This window comes from Chelativorans alearensis, assembly GCF_010993735.1.
Taxonomy (GTDB): domain Bacteria; phylum Pseudomonadota; class Alphaproteobacteria; order Rhizobiales; family Rhizobiaceae; genus Chelativorans; species Chelativorans alearense.
The window spans coordinates 46,318-60,304 of record NZ_WQNI01000009.1 but is presented as its reverse complement, the minus strand read 5'-3'; the positions used below and the strand labels follow the sequence as shown (position 1 = coordinate 60,304).

Below are 13,987 nucleotides of genomic sequence, written 5' to 3'. Positions count from 1 at the left end.
CCTGTATCTATGGTTGCAGTTATCTGCGTACATTCAACCTAAGGGTGAAGTTGAAGATATGTGGATAAATGATTCTACCGCAAGGACAATTCAGGCTTTGGCCAAGCGCGTCGGCGCCTCCGTTCGCTGCCGGAATTGCCTTGCAAGTGCAGCCGGTATCCTGGATCACATGCTTAAATCAGCGAGCACCAACGGGAAGACCGCGTCGTCATGCGTGTGACCAGCGAATTGTGGGTTTCAGCGCTGGTGAGGCGCGTTTTCGCCGATGGCGGCTTTGCAGCGGTGAGACGCAAGGGAGCGCGGGAGGCGGGGGCGATCTTCATCATCCGGCGCACGCGGCTGGGGGAGTTGGAGTTTTATGCTCCCGCGCCACAGACGAGCTACGATGATGCGCGGCCCAGCGAACGGCAGTTCGTTCGTGTGGCGGCGGCCACCGAGGAGGACGCGGTGGAGAAGCGGCTGGAGCGCGAGATGCGCTTCGATCCGGATGTCTGGGTGGTGGAGGTGGAGACGGCGGACGAGATCGACGGCTATCTGGCGGTTGCCACCGAGTGAGCTGCAGCGGGGCGCCGGTCTTCCGGCCGGTCCTGACAGCGCCAGTCCTCGACCTTTTTCCGGGCCGCCTCCGTGCTGATGGTGGTGTAGCGCTCGATGAAGAGGCGAATCGCGGCGGCGTGGGCGACCTGGCCCGGGAAGACGGCGGCGGTGACGAGGAAAGCCTGCTCCACGGTCAATTTCAGTGCGCAGAGGCCTGTGAGCAGATCGGCGTAGCCGATGCCGGAGGTCAGCCGACGGGTCCGCTCCGCCGAGACCCCGAGGAGGCGGGCGAGAGTGGTAGCGAAGACCTGCCTGTCGTCGGAAAGCGCGGCCTCGCGCAGCGCGGTATAGGTCTGGTCAGGGTCGGGGGCTGGCTGTTCTTCACCTGCTTTGCCACTCTCTGACGGATCGCCCGCCGGCGGTGCTTCCTGCATCAGGTCGCGGAGCTGGCAGCGGATGGCCTCCAGCGCATCGACTTCCGGCTCTGCCCTTTCGGCGATCTCGGCTTCGCTTTCGGCGCGGGCGACGAGCGCCCGGATGAGGGCGGCGATGACCGGGTTGAGGCCGTCGCGGCGGGCAATGGCCTTGGCGTGCGGCAGGCCGTGGCGGCCGATCAGGGCAATGAGGTCGACGTCGGAGAGCGCACCTGAGCGCACGAGGAGGGGGGCTGAAGTTTCCACCGGCTCTTCGGCGAGCCGCCGGACGAGGTCCCTGGGGGCGGGGTCGCACTCGGAAAGTGCGGCGGCGGCGTACCGGCGCGCCTCGGCGGGCACGGCGTCGAACAGGCCGAGCGCCAGATCGTCGAGTTGCGCGAGCTCGCGCTTCGTGGGACGGGAGAGCGTGCAGAAGGCGGAGACGGCGGCACGAAACAGCCGCTCACAGTTGCGCGGGCCCCCTCCGAACGCGATATGCCTGAAGTCCGCGGTGGACACGCTTAACGCCTGATACTCAAGAACACTTGTGTCGGTGGGATGCGGCCTTTCTGCGCAGGCGGCCTCCCGGCTCGTCGTTCAAATTATCGGTAATGCGTTAGCGACCCATTAACCGCGAAATTAAGGGTTGCGTTCACTATTTGGCGTTAAGGAGCCGTTAACCATGAGAGGCGTTTCATGGCGAGGGAGGCGTTGCGTACCATTCCGGCCCGAAGCGGGGGACGTAAGCATGGCAACTATCCTGAACTTCAAGCGCGTGGCGCCGCGGCCAAACCGGCGGCTGCCAGTCCCGAAGGGCGGTGCGGCGATCATCATTTTTCCCGGTGTGCGCTACGAGCGCAGGGACGGCGGCAAGGAAACCCCCTTCCGCCCGCACCAGGAGTGCAAGCGCCGCTGAATTTCAGCCCAAGGGCCGCGGCTCGCAGCTTATGCCGTTGAGGAAGGCGGTGGCGGCACCTTCCCAGGTTTCGTCGGGCACGAAGACGCGCAACAAGACGATGCCCTCCTCAACATCGGTCTCGATGAAGACGGACTGGCCGAGGTCGGCGGCAACGTTGGTACGCATGCGCTGCATTTGCGCCTGCGTGAGGACCGTGAAGTCGAGCGCCCCGTCGGGCGTCGCCCGGTCGCTGATGGAGTAGACGTTGAGGCCCTGGTGGTCATAGACGGACATGGACCAGAAGGGCACCGAGCCTTCGCCGTGCACATGGAGCGAGCCGCGCGAAAGGTCGAAGCGGCAGGCGGCTGCCTCGATAAAGGGATCGGCGGGGATGGGCACCTGTTGGGCGAGCTTTTCGCGGTCGAACCGCACGGTATCATAGGGCTCGGCGACCGCCGAAAGCCGCGACCACGCGTCGCGCACCGAATAGCTCGGCAACAGGAAAAGGATGGCGAGGTGAACGATGCCGGCGCCGACGAGACCGAGGAGGAGGGCGTAGGGAAGTCTAGCCATCGCAAGCCGTCCTGGTGATCCTCGGCAGGGAGAGCTCCTCGACCCGCGCGCCGGAAGCGACAGGGGTGTCGAACAGGGTCAGCACAAGCTGCATCGGCCCGTCGCCGGTGACGGCCAGCCAGTTGGATGGCACCGGATGGCGGGAGACGGCGATGGAAAAGCCGTTGTCGGAATGGCGCAGCACCATCTGCGAATGAAGAGCGGCCCGGCGACGCTTGAAGGGCGGCAGCAACGCGCCTTCCGGGCCGGCCGCATAAAGGGTCCAGAAACGGGAGGTGGGCATCGGCCCTTCGATCCTATAGGCGCACTCGCGCCGCAGACTACGGCCGTTCGAATCCCGCCGGGCGGTGAACGTGATGCCCTCCGAGCGGCCCAGCGGAATGCCGCCCTGGCGGGCGAAGCGGGCGCGCGAATAGGGATCGGCCTCGCGCGTTCCCACACTCGGAAACGCCGTCCACGGGCCGGCGTTGACGGCGCCCACGGGGCGTGCTTCCTCGAGCATCATCCAAACGCTGGCGGCACCGCCGCCGACCGCGATGGTGAGCGCGAGGAGGGTCAGGAAAAGCGTCTTCAGCATGGGAGGCCGGTATCTGCGGTGGTGGGCGACGCTCGTGATACTTTCATGCACCTTTCCGATTCAACCGAAACCTCACCCTGCCCGGTGCAATATCCTCAAAGGGCCGACAGGGTCTCCGGTCCGGCGGTCGGTTTCAGCGGTGGGGCGCGGCGGAAATGTTCCGCCATGCCCTTCAAGACGTTGCTGGTGGCTGTCGGCATCGTGCGGGGCGGCCGGGCGAGGCCGTTTATCTGGCCTTCCGCCTCGCTGGCGGTGGCAACCGTGGTGGCGTCGAGTTCGGGTAGCGGGTCGTCTATGCCGGGGATGGGCCTGAGTTCCGCGTTCTGATGCGCGTAGGCCATGAAGCGCTGCCACACCATGGCCGGCAGAGAGCCGCCGGTCATGCGGCGCGTGGGGCGGTAATCGTCGTTGCCGAGCCAGACGGCGGCGACGTAGTTGCCCGTGTAGCCGACATACCAGGCATCGCGGTAGGACTGGGTGGTGCCGGTCTTGCCGGCCGAACGCACGCCCGGAAGGGCGGCGCGCCGCCCGGTGCCGCGCTCGGGCACCTGGACGAGGATGCTGTTCATGGCGGAGACGGCCTTTTCGGAAAGGACGCGGCGTGGCGGCGTGGCGTCGCGGGCGAAATCGTAGAGGACCGTGCCCGAATGGGTGGTGAGCTGCAGGATCCCGTGTCGGATGCCGGCATAGCCGCCGCTGGCGAAGACGCTGTAGCCGGTGGCCTGGTCCATGACCGTCATGCCGGAGGTGCCGAGCACCATCGTCTTGTGGCCGTTCAATTCCGACTCCACGCCCATCGCCACCACCAGCTTTTCGATCGGCTCGAGGCCGAGATGGTCGTGGGCGAGGCGGACCGGCACCGTGTTGTAGGAATGGATAAGCGCGGTGGCGAGGTCGACGCGGCCGGCATAGCGGCGGGTGTAGTTCTGCGGCGCCCAGCCGCCCCACGAGATCGGCGCGTCGGAGATCACCGAGCCGGGCTCGAAGCCGGCTTCCATGGCGGCGGCGTAGACATAGGGCTTGAAGGAGGAGCCGGACTGGCGCAGCGCCTGGGTGGCGCGGTTGAACTGGCTCTGGCCGTAATCACGCCCGCCGACGATGGCGCGCACGGCGCCGTCGGTCTCCATGACCACGGCAGCGCCTTCGGTGACGTCGTAATCCTTGCCGTGCTGGCGCAGGTGGTACTCCATCGATTCGGCGACGGCCTGCTGCAGGTCGGGATCAAGGGTGGTGCGTGCCACCAGCGAATGGGTGGCGCCGTCGGGGACGATCTTCTTGACCTCCTCGAACGCCCAGTCGAGGAAATAATCCGGGCTGTCGCGTTCGCCCCGGTCGACGGCGCTGGCCGGGTTGAGGCGGGCCGGCAGCACCTGTCCCTCGGTCATGAGGCCGGACTGGACGAGGTTGGTGAGCACCTCGTTGGCGCGCGCGCGGGCGGCCGGCAGGTTGATATGCGGGGCATAGCGGGCCGGCGCCTTGAAGAGGCCGGCGATCATCGCCGCCTCGGCGAGGGTCAGGTCCTGCACCTGCTTGTCGAAATAGAAATCGGCCGCGGCCGAGATGCCGAAGGTGCCGCCGCCGAGATAGACGCGGTCGAGATAGAGCTGCAGGATCTCCTTCTTGGAAAGGTTCGCCTCCAGCCACAGCGCCAGGAAGGCTTCCTTGACCTTGCGCTCGACCGTGCGCTCGTTGGTGAGGAAGAGGTTCTTGGCCAGCTGCTGGGTGAGGGTGGAGCCGCCCTGGACGATGGTGTTGGCGCGCACGTTCTCCGTCATGGCGCGCACGAGGCCGAGATAATCGATGCCGAAATGCTCGAAGAAGCGGCGGTCCTCGGTGGCGAGCACCGCCTTGACCACATGGTCGGGCATCTCGTCGACGGGGACGGAATCGCGCTGGATGACGCCGCGCTGGCCGATCTCGTTGCCGTAGCGGTCGAGGAAGGTGACGGCATAGTCGTCCTGGGCGCGCCAGTTGGCCGAGGTCTCCTCGAAGGCGGGGATGGCGAGCGCCAGCATGAGGACGGCGCCGACGGTGGCAAGGGTAAGGCTTTCGCTGAAGAGCTCGATCGCGGCGCGCTTTGCCCCGTAAAGGCGGAAGCGGCGGAAGAAGATGGTGACGTTTTCCCAGGCTTCCGAAAGCTTGAAGCCCGCTTCATAGAGCGTGGAATCGATCCATGCATCGACCTCGAGGAGCCTCGTTGCCCTCGGCGCCCGCCCCTTTTTCGTGCGCTTCTCTTCCATTGCTGGACCGCCCGGCCTCTTCCCCTTGCTTGTCGACCTGCCGCGGAAAAAGCCGCGGCAAGTGCGCAAAGTCGTCCCCCTGGGAGAGGTTTAGCACATTTTGGGGAATGGGGTGTTGGGGAAATTGTTGGTAAGCTAAACTGTGTACGAGAAGGTAAATATCGCCAAAGCGTGATCGGCGTCCAGCAGCATCGCGGTGAAGCCACCTACCTTGCCGAGTTCGATTTCCGCTACAACCGCCGCGCTGCGCAGGCAGAAGAAGACATCTCGACTCATCTCCTGCTGTGTGTAAGCTATCTGTTGACATTGATGTGTAGCCTGATAGCTTACACTTGTGATCAAGTCGTTCAAATCAAAGGCGCTGGCGGAACTGTGGTCGAAGGGCCGTACAGCGAAGATTGACGCCAGAATGCACAAGCGCATCCTTCTGCGCCTTGAAAGGCTTGAGGCAGCCGGAGCGCCGGAGGATGTGAACCATCCCGGCTTTGACTTCCACGCCCTCAAGGGCGTTAACCCGACGCGGTACACGATCCATGTGAACGGGCCGTGGTGCATCACGTTCGAGTTCGAAGACAGTGATGCGCTCCACGTCGATTTCGAACAGTACCATTAGGAGGCACTGCCATGACTGTGTATCCCGCTATCAGAGACCCTGATCGCTGCCCCTCGCATCCAGGGGCGGTCCTGGATGATATCCTGATCGATCTCAATGTGACGAAGAGCGAGATTGCCGGCATGCTTGGCATTTCGCGCCAGCACCTGCATGACATTCTTGCCGAGCGCAAGCCGCTTTCCCCGACTATTGCCGTGAAGGTTGGCAAGGTATTTGGCGGAGGCGCCGCCTCGTGGCTGCGCATGCAGGCCGCTTACGACGCCTGGCATGCGGAGCGCGAAGTTGATGTCAGCGACCTTCCGACGCTTAACGCCGCCTGACCGGCTTGCTCCCTTGTTTGTCACGCACGTAGTTAGGAATTTAATCTCATGGCTCGCGACAAGCGCGTCACCGATCGGCGGATTGGTGAGACCGGTTACGCCTAAGCAGAAAGCGCACCGACTCTCTCTGGTTGCGCAAAAAGCGTGGGAACAACCTCTGATTCCAGTGGACGGAACGGGAACGTCCTTGCTTTCACGCTCTGGACTCCCCTCAAATGGATGGCTGCGGTGACCACGAATCACCGCCATTATCGTCAACCAAGCCACTGAGAGGCTCGACCTTGAAGAACAATCACCACACTAATTCTCCAGGTGATTCCGTCAAGCCTTCCTGTGGCCTCATACAGGAAAATTATGACATGGCACTTTATCAGAATGGCGACGAACTGGCCCACAAGGTGGACGCCTGTTTCGACAAGGTGCACTCGCCGGGCACCGCCGCGCCCTATTCCGGCATATACATCTGCGCCAATTGCAGAGACGAATATGCCTGCAATGCGGGCGATCCGTTGCCTCCGCAAAACCATCGCCAACACAACCCCTCTACGGGTGCGATACGCTGGAAGCTGTTGATCCAAACACAGAACGGCCCGAGCTAGGACTTTGTGTCGCCCCGGCTGGTTCCAGTTGTACCAGCCGGGGCCGATACATCCAGGTCCTTTGGAAGCGCACCCTTTCGATCCGTTCGTGCCTTCCTCGGATCGGAAGAGGTCTTCAACAGGCGGCGCAACACCTCGTCGCCCTTTTCCTGGTCTTTATCCATGGGGGATTCTATCATGGAAGAATACCGCGTCACCTTGGACAAGGGCGGCCTAAACCGCGATTTCGTTTTTGTCGGCGGGCCGCTTGATGCGCCCGATGGTTTGGACGACCTTTTCCGCGCTCTTGGCTTCGCTTCCGCTCAGTGGGCGCGACTAGAGCAACATATTGATGCGGTCCTAATCCACGTCAACAACCGCGAGCACTCAGACACCATTTTCGATGCTAAACACCCGATCAGTTTTCAGGCCAAAATCAAGCTGCTGAAGCGCTGGTTTAATCAGCACCCGGCCCTCGCGAACTTGACCGTGGACATTCGCACACTGACGACCAAATTGAAGGAACTGAGCCCGCACAGGAACAACCTGATTCATGGCGTGCTTGACAGTTGGGATGCCGCCACCAAAACGTGCGTGCTGCGAACTCTAAAATTCATCGGCGACGACGAATTCAATCTCTCGAACCATGAATATACGATTGAGGGGATCGAGACCGTTGCCGAATTGACCGCAATGTCCAACCGCTACCTATCCACGATCTCACAGGCCATCTTCACGAAAGATGCGCTCGCACAACTGCGAACACCTTGATCGCGCATTCCGCGTCCAAGTCGTCGTTATCGTCCCGTTGGTGGCGGTTGATAATCCTTGCCAGTTCATCGATATCCCTTCGAGCAGGGGGCCCCGCGATGCTCAGTGCCAGCCTGTCGCGAATAATCGCGCATTTCCAATCTCGGTAGGTCACGCACACAATTAGGAATTTAGTCCTAATTATATACTTGACGTACCGAGGATGAAATGAGTACTGATTCGGCTGACAGGCCGGCACAAAACGAAGATGAGATCGAGATCACGCCAGAGATGATTAGGCGCGGGAGCCGCTTTCTGGCGAGTTGGGATTTTGATTACTTCGGGCCTGAATCTGATTATCTAGTTCGCGAACTAGTTCGCTATATGTTTCGCCAAGGTCCGGCTGATAGTAACTGGGAGCCCCAAGATATCGCGCAAGGGCTCGATTGTAGTGCACCATGATGCCGGACAGGTGCCAAACGGCGGCGGCGAACTGCTGAATGTCCGTGCCCTTCATCCCGGTTTTACCCCGTCCGCCTTGCCAGCGTAGTCTGTCACCAAATGCCGGGGTGAGAAGCATGCGGTTGCCGGAGTTTATCAGCGAGCCGTGGGCAATTGCATTTCGCACTCCCTGCTTTCGCTGGATGCGTCCCTTGATCGTTGCCCAACGCGACGCGAGGGTTTCGTTGCCCGCCAACGTGAAAGCTACTAGATCGCCGACCAAACGGAGCCTAGTTTCGAAGTTGCTCGGGCTGTAAAAGATGATGCCGGCTTTGTCGTTGCCGTACGCGTTGAACGCCATAAGTGAGAAGCAATCGCTTAACCCTGATTCGAGCGCTGACCATGCAGTTGTTGCGAGACCAATCCCAGTTATGATGTCGTCTTGCTCTTTTCCGATGCGCTGGATCAACGCTTCCGTTTCTGGATCATGAGCCATGTCGAACCCCCCCAAAGACAAAGACCAGGAAAAGGGCGATGAGATATTGCGCCGCCTGCTGAAGACCCCGCCTGATCCCAGAGGCGGGAAGAAAAAGGGCGACGACCGAAGCCGCCGCCCCGCTTCAGATGAGAATGACAAAAAGGACAAACGCTAAGACCCGAAGGCATTTTGCGGCATCCACTGTCACCTCTATGTTGACCGATATTCGCTTCCGCATCGGGAAGGCTCCTATCGGGGTATCACCGGTGACAACCCCAAAAGGTTGAAACCATCCGGTCCATCGAAGGACATTCACCCGGTCCTTCATGGCAGCATCGGTGTACCATCCGCGTCACGTGCCACATCCGGTACCCCTGTGTGGCCCCGCTTCATGGCCGGGGTTTCTGCCTCACTTCGTGGGCCGAGTCCTGACGCCATGACCGGCACAGGCTGCGATCACTTCCCGCTTGGTTGCCCAGAGTGCCGCTCTGGATCAAGCAGACCGTCGCAGTGATTCGGATGGTACACCGCTCTATTTCTTGGAGTCGAATCGCTTCGACTTGCGCTTGTGGAGAAGCCTGCGCGCTTTCTGCTTACGAGTACGTGGCTTCACCAATCCGCCGATAAGTAAGACGCTTGTCGCGGGCACCACGGAGCAGGTCTTCGGCGCGCTCTGCATCGCTGATCTTGAGCGCGGCGCGGCGGTTGTAGCGGAAATCGAATTCGGCAAGGTAGCGGTGCAAGTGAGCCTCGCCGCAATGCTGGTAGACGCCGACCATGCCGCGCTTGAAGACGGAGAAGACGCTTTCAATCGTGTTAGAGTGGATGACCGCGCCGTCCTCGTAGCGAACGTATTCCCCGGCGGAATGCTTGGTGGTGCCGTGCTTGGCGTATTCCGCGCCGGTCTCTGTGTAGAGGCGGCTTTCGTCCGTGTAGAGGATGGACTGGCGATCAGCGTTGCGCACCAGCACTTCGCGCACAGTGGCCTTGGTGGCGTCATTCAGATGGAACATGCGGGACTTGCCGCCACGCTCGACAAGACCAACCACGATGCGCTTCTGTGCGCCACCGGCCTTGCCTGATTTTGTTGGCTTCCAGTTCTTGCGAGCACGCGGGCGAGCATAGTTGCGTGGTGTCTCGCGCTTGCCGATGTAGGTCTCATCGGCTTCGATGGTTTTACCTTCGCCACCAAGTGGGCCGGACGTGTCGTTGTCCTCCTTCATGGCTTCGCGAATGCGGTGTGCCATGAACCAAGCGGTTTTGTAGGTGACGCCGAGCATACGGTGTAGCTGATGGGCGCTCATGCCCTTCTTCGATGCGGCCATGAGATGCGAAGCCAGCACCCATTTGTTGATCGGAATATGGGAGCGCTCGAAGACGGTGCCGACCGTCACGGAGAACGGCTTGCGGCATTCATTGCACTTGTAGACGCCGGGGCGCGTGGATTTTCCCTGCATCTTCGTGATGCGGGCAGGATCGACGTTACCGCAATGCGGGCAGATAGGACCGTTCGGCCAATGGATGGCCTCCAGATGCTCGCGGGCCTTGTCGGCGTCGGTGTAAATTGGATTGGTGATGTCAAACATGGCTACGATTTTTACCCCTGAGCAGAAGGATCGTTTGCTTGAGCTAGAGCGTATTGCAATTGCTCGCTTAGACGCTCGCAGGCAGAGCGCGGCATCTGCACGCCAACCCGACCGTGAGTCACAGTCTCAAATACGATCACGGTCAAATCGCCAGCAACGACAACTTCCGCGTCGGTTGCTTCGTAGCGTATTGAGGTCTCTCGGTTTGACATGACGCACTCCCGACCAGTTGACTTAACCATAACAAATCAGCAGTGGTACGTCAAGTATATAATTAGGAATTTAGTCCTTGACACCGTAACGGCCCTTTGCTAGGGTTCAGGCATCGTCGGAAAAGTGGGTTCGGCGGCGGGAGCCGCTTTTGGGGGTTCGGTCGGTGGCCGGGCCTCGATCTTCTTTTCGGCTGGGTTTTCGTGAGCGTCGGCGCCTTGGGCTCCGGCGCTTTTTTGTTGCGCGGATTTCGGGGAGAGACGGGATGCCGTTGAGATATGTGCCGTCGATGCGCGTGAGCAGGAGGGCGAGGAAGGTCATGGAGAGTGGGCGGATAACGCCCGAGGACTTGGCCGAACTTACCGGACGGTCGGCAAAGCATTGGCTGAACGTCGCCAGGGTCGAGGGCTGGCGCATGGCGAATGCCGAGCGGCCTGACGAGAAGGCCCCCGAGCCACCTGCCGAGACGGACCCGGAGGCGCTGGAGACGCGGCTGCTGGCGCTCTCGGACGAGCTGGTGAGCGAATTGGAGGTGGCGGTCGGCGAGGGGCGGGCGTCCGGCAGCTACGACAAGGGGAGGATCGATGCGCTGTCTGCCATGCTGAGGATGGTCGAGAAGATCGGCGAGATGACCCGCGTGCCCGAGCGCGCGGCGGAAAGGCAGAAGAAAAGCGATGAAGAACTGGCCGCCACGCTCGCCCTTATCGATGCCCGTATCGTGGAGCTTGCTTGTGAACTCGCTGCCACCATGGGCTGTGGAGAACCTGACCCAACCGATGGCGGAGAGGGCGCTGGCTGAGTGGTTCGGCTTTGGACGGCTGCCGCAATATCCGGTGGGGGCGCGGCTTTGCGACACCTGGCTGGTGATGGGCGGGCGCGGCTCCGGCAAGACACGGCTGGGGGCGGAATGGGTGAACGGGCTGGTGCGGGGGCTGCCGCCTTTTTCAAACCATGAATATAAGCGCATCGCACTGGTGGGGGAGACGTTTGCGGACGTGCGCGAGGTGATGATCGAGGGGACTTCGGGGCTGCTTTCGATCTCGCGCGGAAACCGGCCGCGCTATGAGCCGAGCCGGCGGCGGCTCGTCTGGGACAATGGGGCGGTGGCGCAGGTGTTTTCCGCCGAGGACCCGGACAGCCTGCGCGGGCCGCAATTCGAGGCGGCATGGTGCGACGAACTTGCCAAGTGGAAGAACGGGGAAGCGTGTTTCGACATGCTGCAGTTCGGGCTGCGGCTGGGGAGCCGGCCCGTGCAGATGCTGACGACGACGCCGAAGCCGGTGCCGCTGATCCGGCGGCTGCTGGCAAGCCCGGACGTGACCGTGACGCGGATGCGCACGGAGGAGAATGCGCAGAACCTGGCGCGGCGGTTCCTGCGCTCGGTGGAGCGGAGCTATGCCGGCACGCGGCTGGGGCGGCAGGAACTGGACGGCGAACTGATCGAGGACCGCGAGGACGCGCTGTGGACGCGCGCGGAAATAGAGACGGCGACGGGGCGCTGGGGCGAGGCGGGTCCGTTGCGCCGCATCGTCGTGGCGGTGGACCCGCCAGCGAGCGGGCGGCGCACCTCGGATGCCTGCGGGATCGTGGTGGCCGGGCTCGGCGCTGACGGGGCGGCCTGGGTGCTGGAAGACGGCACGGTGCGGGCGGTGAAGCCCGAGGTCTGGGCGGCGCGGGCGGTCGCGCTCTATCGCCGGTTCCAGGCCGACATGATCGTTGCCGAGGTGAACCAGGGCGGCGACATGGTGAGAAGCGTGATCGGCACGGTGGATGCCACCGTCCCCGTGAAGGCGGTGCGGGCGAACCGGGGGAAATGGCTGAGGGCCGAGCCGGTGGCAGCGCTTTACGCGCAGGGGCGGGTGCGGCATGCGCGGCGGCTTCCCGAACTGGAAGACGAGATGTGCGACTTCGGCACGGACGGCCTGTCGCAGGGGCGCTCGCCCGACCGGGTGGATGCGCTTGTCTGGGCGATCACGGAACTCATGCTTGGGCGCACAGGCGTGCCGCGCATACGGAATTTTCTTTGAAATCAAAGGTGAAAGCCAAGCCCGATCTCGTGCGGGCTTGGAGCATTGTCCATCACTTACCCAAAGGAGCGATCTGAAATGGCAGAGGTCATCTGTACGCATGAGGAGTGCGAAAGCATTCTTCTCTGCGACAAAACAGCATCGTCGACGACCCCCTTCATCCGCAGGTTCTGCGAGGAAGCCGATGGGAGCGTTCGGGTCGAAGATCTCGATCTAGACGGAAGTGTCTACACTATTCAGGGCGAGATCGGCGCTTGCGGAGACAGGCACGATCTTGAAAAGCAGGTCATGTGCGACAGCGCGGGGATGACCTTCCTGCGATGGTACGTCACGCGTGACGGGGAGGCGACCGGCGAATTCTTCGATACCGATCTTGCCGGCGCCGACGTCGTGCCCACCGATCCCGTAAAGGTGGGCGATTGCTGCGGTTGCGCAACTTCGACGACGCAACCGATGTGCGATGCGGGGACACCCGCGGAAGAGCCGGTTAACCTCAGTCTCTCTGGGCTGTCCTGCCCAGCAAACGGGACGTCGTCCAACAGCGTCAATTGGCAGGTGGACCAGTGCGACTCCACCCAGATCGGCCAGCCCCCGACGGAAATACTGCTTCTCGGCCAGGCAGGTGACGGTCCAGTGCAGACATGGACATTCGACCGCGCGGTCGATCTGGAATTCGACCTGCGCCCCTCGACATCCGGCGCTGTTGGCTGCGTCGAGTTGCCGCCGGGGACCGAGGTTGTACAGCTTGATCCGGTAGGGGGCATGACATGGGACCCGGCCACCAGGCAGGCGTGCAGCACCGCCAACACATCGTTTAGAGCAGCGAACCGCTTTCGAATTGAGAATATTACCAGCTTTACTCTCAACGCGCTTGATTTGGGGGCGGCCTCGTGGGGGCTGGTTGGGCTGACCGTAGCACCCGCAGCATCTGGGCCTATCCAATTTCTAAGGCATCTCTGCCTCGATTGCGATGGCAACGTGCTCTCTTTCACCGACACCACGATTGACGGTAGTGACTATACTCCGCAAGGGGAGGTGAACGTCGGCGAGTGCTCCAGTTCCAGCGATTCCGACGGTATCACTTCGACGACGCAGGCGCTTTGCGATGTACTGCCCACGCCCCCTGTTGCCCCGTATACATTTGATTTCGCCGCGAGCAACGAGGGGATAACATCCACGCCGGTGACGCAGGCCACCGCCCCCAACGGGGTCGTATATTCGATCAACCAGGGCTCCTGGTCGCCCAACGGCGGTGACCCGGGCTATTTTTCCCTTGGCAACAACACCGATACGCACCAGTGGACCTTCCACAACGGGCCCGTCGATCTGGAATTCGATATCCGTGATACGCAGCTTACGCTGCTTTCCAAGTATCTGCAGTTCCCACAGGACACGGTGATGCTGGAGGTGACGCAACCCAATGTTACCTGGGATGACGTCGCCAAACGACTGCGCCGCGACCCCCTCTTCACGAATACCGCATCCCCCAATCGTTTCCGGCTGACGAATGTCACCAGTCTTGCTCTCAGCGCCCCCAATGCATTGGCTTCCTGGGGATTGTTCGGGCTGACGGTTACGCCACGGAGCAGCGGCCCTGATCCGGTGCAGTTCCTGCGGCACATCACGTTCGACAGCGGTGGAGACGTTCTTTCTGTCGTGGATGTGAATCTGGACGGCACGGCCTACCAGGTACAGGGGCAGGTTCAGCTTTGCGGCTAGCCGCGCAAGGGAAATCCCTGCGGCAAT

At 62.0% G+C, this 13,987-nt stretch carries 16 protein-coding genes; 9 read left to right on the top strand and 7 right to left on the bottom strand.

Annotated features, from left to right (window positions below):
- The first annotated feature begins 210 nt into the window (after positions 1–210).
- On the top strand, positions 211–555 hold the full coding sequence (locus tag GPJ75_RS14400; protein WP_163269029.1) for a DUF1491 family protein: 345 nt from the start codon (positions 211–213) through the stop codon (positions 553–555).
- Here the strand turns inward: GPJ75_RS14400 and GPJ75_RS14395 are convergent.
- Positions 531–1,469, bottom strand: a complete 939-nt coding sequence (locus GPJ75_RS14395; RefSeq protein ID WP_163269028.1) for a hypothetical protein — start codon at positions 1,467–1,469, stop codon at positions 531–533. The two genes, GPJ75_RS14400 and GPJ75_RS14395, sit on opposite strands and share 25 nt — an antisense overlap.
- Positions 1,470–1,698: 229 nt before the next feature.
- On the opposite strand from GPJ75_RS14395, the gene GPJ75_RS14390 reads away from it, so the two are divergent.
- Complete coding sequence (locus GPJ75_RS14390) at positions 1,699–1,866, top strand: hypothetical protein (RefSeq protein WP_163269027.1); 168 nt, start codon at positions 1,699–1,701, stop codon at positions 1,864–1,866.
- A 3-nt stretch (positions 1,867–1,869) separates the two neighbouring features.
- Here the strand turns inward: GPJ75_RS14390 and GPJ75_RS14385 are convergent, their stop codons facing one another.
- From GPJ75_RS14385 to GPJ75_RS27175, 4 genes are all read right to left on the bottom strand, one after another.
- A complete protein-coding gene (locus GPJ75_RS14385; RefSeq protein ID WP_163269026.1) occupies positions 1,870–2,421 on the bottom strand; it encodes a DUF1254 domain-containing protein in 552 nt (183 codons plus the stop codon).
- Positions 2,414–2,998: a DUF1214 domain-containing protein gene (locus GPJ75_RS14380; protein ID WP_163269025.1), complete on the bottom strand. Its 585-nt coding sequence runs from the start codon at positions 2,996–2,998 to the stop codon at positions 2,414–2,416. The genes GPJ75_RS14385 and GPJ75_RS14380 overlap by 8 nt, the downstream gene beginning before the upstream one ends.
- A gap of 95 nt (positions 2,999–3,093) precedes the next feature.
- Positions 3,094–5,238, bottom strand: a complete 2,145-nt coding sequence (locus GPJ75_RS14375; RefSeq protein WP_163269024.1) for a transglycosylase domain-containing protein — start codon at positions 5,236–5,238, stop codon at positions 3,094–3,096.
- Between the two features lie 135 nt (positions 5,239–5,373).
- Entirely contained in the window at positions 5,374–5,655 is a 282-nt protein-coding gene (locus GPJ75_RS27175) for a hypothetical protein (RefSeq protein WP_205602554.1), read from the bottom strand.
- On the opposite strand from GPJ75_RS27175, the gene GPJ75_RS14365 reads away from it, so the two are divergent.
- The 4 genes from GPJ75_RS14365 to GPJ75_RS14350 all read left to right on the top strand — a co-directional run bounded on the left by GPJ75_RS14365 (position 5,573) and on the right by GPJ75_RS14350 (position 7,520).
- The gene (locus GPJ75_RS14365) at positions 5,573–5,851 is read left to right on the top strand and encodes a type II toxin-antitoxin system RelE/ParE family toxin (RefSeq protein WP_163269023.1); all 279 of its coding nucleotides are present in this window, start codon (positions 5,573–5,575) and stop codon (positions 5,849–5,851) included. The two genes, GPJ75_RS27175 and GPJ75_RS14365, sit on opposite strands and share 83 nt — an antisense overlap.
- Before the next feature lie 11 nt (positions 5,852–5,862).
- Positions 5,863–6,171 (top strand): HigA family addiction module antitoxin, encoded by a 309-nt coding sequence (locus tag GPJ75_RS14360; protein ID WP_159590360.1) that lies wholly within the window; start codon positions 5,863–5,865, stop codon positions 6,169–6,171.
- 359 nt (positions 6,172–6,530) lie between these two features.
- Positions 6,531–6,770, top strand: a complete 240-nt coding sequence (locus GPJ75_RS14355) for a protein L (RefSeq protein WP_159590362.1) — start codon at positions 6,531–6,533, stop codon at positions 6,768–6,770.
- A gap of 177 nt (positions 6,771–6,947) precedes the next feature.
- Positions 6,948–7,520 (top strand): hypothetical protein, encoded by a 573-nt coding sequence (locus GPJ75_RS14350; RefSeq protein WP_159590363.1) that lies wholly within the window; start codon positions 6,948–6,950, stop codon positions 7,518–7,520.
- A gap of 274 nt (positions 7,521–7,794) precedes the next feature.
- Here the strand turns inward: GPJ75_RS14350 and GPJ75_RS14345 are convergent, their stop codons facing one another.
- Both GPJ75_RS14345 and GPJ75_RS14340 read right to left on the bottom strand, forming a co-directional pair.
- Complete coding sequence (locus tag GPJ75_RS14345) at positions 7,795–8,436, bottom strand: hypothetical protein (protein WP_163269022.1); 642 nt, start codon at positions 8,434–8,436, stop codon at positions 7,795–7,797.
- A 575-nt stretch (positions 8,437–9,011) separates the two neighbouring features.
- Positions 9,012–10,004: an IS1595 family transposase gene (locus tag GPJ75_RS14340; protein WP_163269021.1), complete on the bottom strand. Its 993-nt coding sequence runs from the start codon at positions 10,002–10,004 to the stop codon at positions 9,012–9,014.
- A 475-nt stretch (positions 10,005–10,479) separates the two neighbouring features.
- Between GPJ75_RS14340 and GPJ75_RS14335 the strand changes: the two genes are divergently transcribed.
- The 3 genes from GPJ75_RS14335 (at position 10,480) to GPJ75_RS14325 (ending at position 13,960) form a co-directional block, all read left to right on the top strand.
- A complete protein-coding gene (locus tag GPJ75_RS14335) occupies positions 10,480–11,013 on the top strand; it encodes a hypothetical protein (RefSeq protein WP_205602538.1) in 534 nt (177 codons plus the stop codon).
- Positions 11,014–11,080: 67 nt separating this feature from the next.
- Complete coding sequence (locus GPJ75_RS14330; protein WP_163269308.1) at positions 11,081–12,241, top strand: terminase large subunit domain-containing protein; 1,161 nt, start codon at positions 11,081–11,083, stop codon at positions 12,239–12,241.
- 78 nt (positions 12,242–12,319) lie between these two features.
- Positions 12,320–13,960 (top strand): hypothetical protein, encoded by a 1,641-nt coding sequence (locus GPJ75_RS14325; protein ID WP_163269020.1) that lies wholly within the window; start codon positions 12,320–12,322, stop codon positions 13,958–13,960.
- Positions 13,961–13,987: the final 27 nt, after the last annotated feature.

Bases quoted from the DNA above. Each gene is read 5' to 3' on its own strand.
- GPJ75_RS14400 (WP_163269029.1), top strand. From the start codon at position 211: ATGCGTGTGACCAGCGAATTGTGGGTTTCAGCGCTGGTGAGGCGCGTT.
- GPJ75_RS14390 (WP_163269027.1), top strand. From the start codon at position 1,699: ATGGCAACTATCCTGAACTTCAAGCGCGTGGCGCCGCGGCCAAACCGG.
- GPJ75_RS14385 (WP_163269026.1), bottom strand. From the start codon at position 2,421: ATGGCTAGACTTCCCTACGCCCTCCTCCTCGGTCTCGTCGGCGCCGGC.
- GPJ75_RS14380 (WP_163269025.1), bottom strand. From the start codon at position 2,998: ATGCTGAAGACGCTTTTCCTGACCCTCCTCGCGCTCACCATCGCGGTC.
- GPJ75_RS14375 (WP_163269024.1), bottom strand. From the start codon at position 5,238: ATGGAAGAGAAGCGCACGAAAAAGGGGCGGGCGCCGAGGGCAACGAGG.
- GPJ75_RS14360 (WP_159590360.1), top strand. From the start codon at position 5,863: ATGACTGTGTATCCCGCTATCAGAGACCCTGATCGCTGCCCCTCGCAT.
- GPJ75_RS14355 (WP_159590362.1), top strand. From the start codon at position 6,531: ATGGCACTTTATCAGAATGGCGACGAACTGGCCCACAAGGTGGACGCC.
- GPJ75_RS14350 (WP_159590363.1), top strand. From the start codon at position 6,948: ATGGAAGAATACCGCGTCACCTTGGACAAGGGCGGCCTAAACCGCGAT.
- GPJ75_RS14345 (WP_163269022.1), bottom strand. From the start codon at position 8,436: ATGGCTCATGATCCAGAAACGGAAGCGTTGATCCAGCGCATCGGAAAA.
- GPJ75_RS14340 (WP_163269021.1), bottom strand. From the start codon at position 10,004: ATGTTTGACATCACCAATCCAATTTACACCGACGCCGACAAGGCCCGC.
- GPJ75_RS14335 (WP_205602538.1), top strand. From the start codon at position 10,480: ATGCCGTTGAGATATGTGCCGTCGATGCGCGTGAGCAGGAGGGCGAGG.
- GPJ75_RS14330 (WP_163269308.1), top strand. From the start codon at position 11,081: ATGGGCGGGCGCGGCTCCGGCAAGACACGGCTGGGGGCGGAATGGGTG.
- GPJ75_RS14325 (WP_163269020.1), top strand. From the start codon at position 12,320: ATGGCAGAGGTCATCTGTACGCATGAGGAGTGCGAAAGCATTCTTCTC.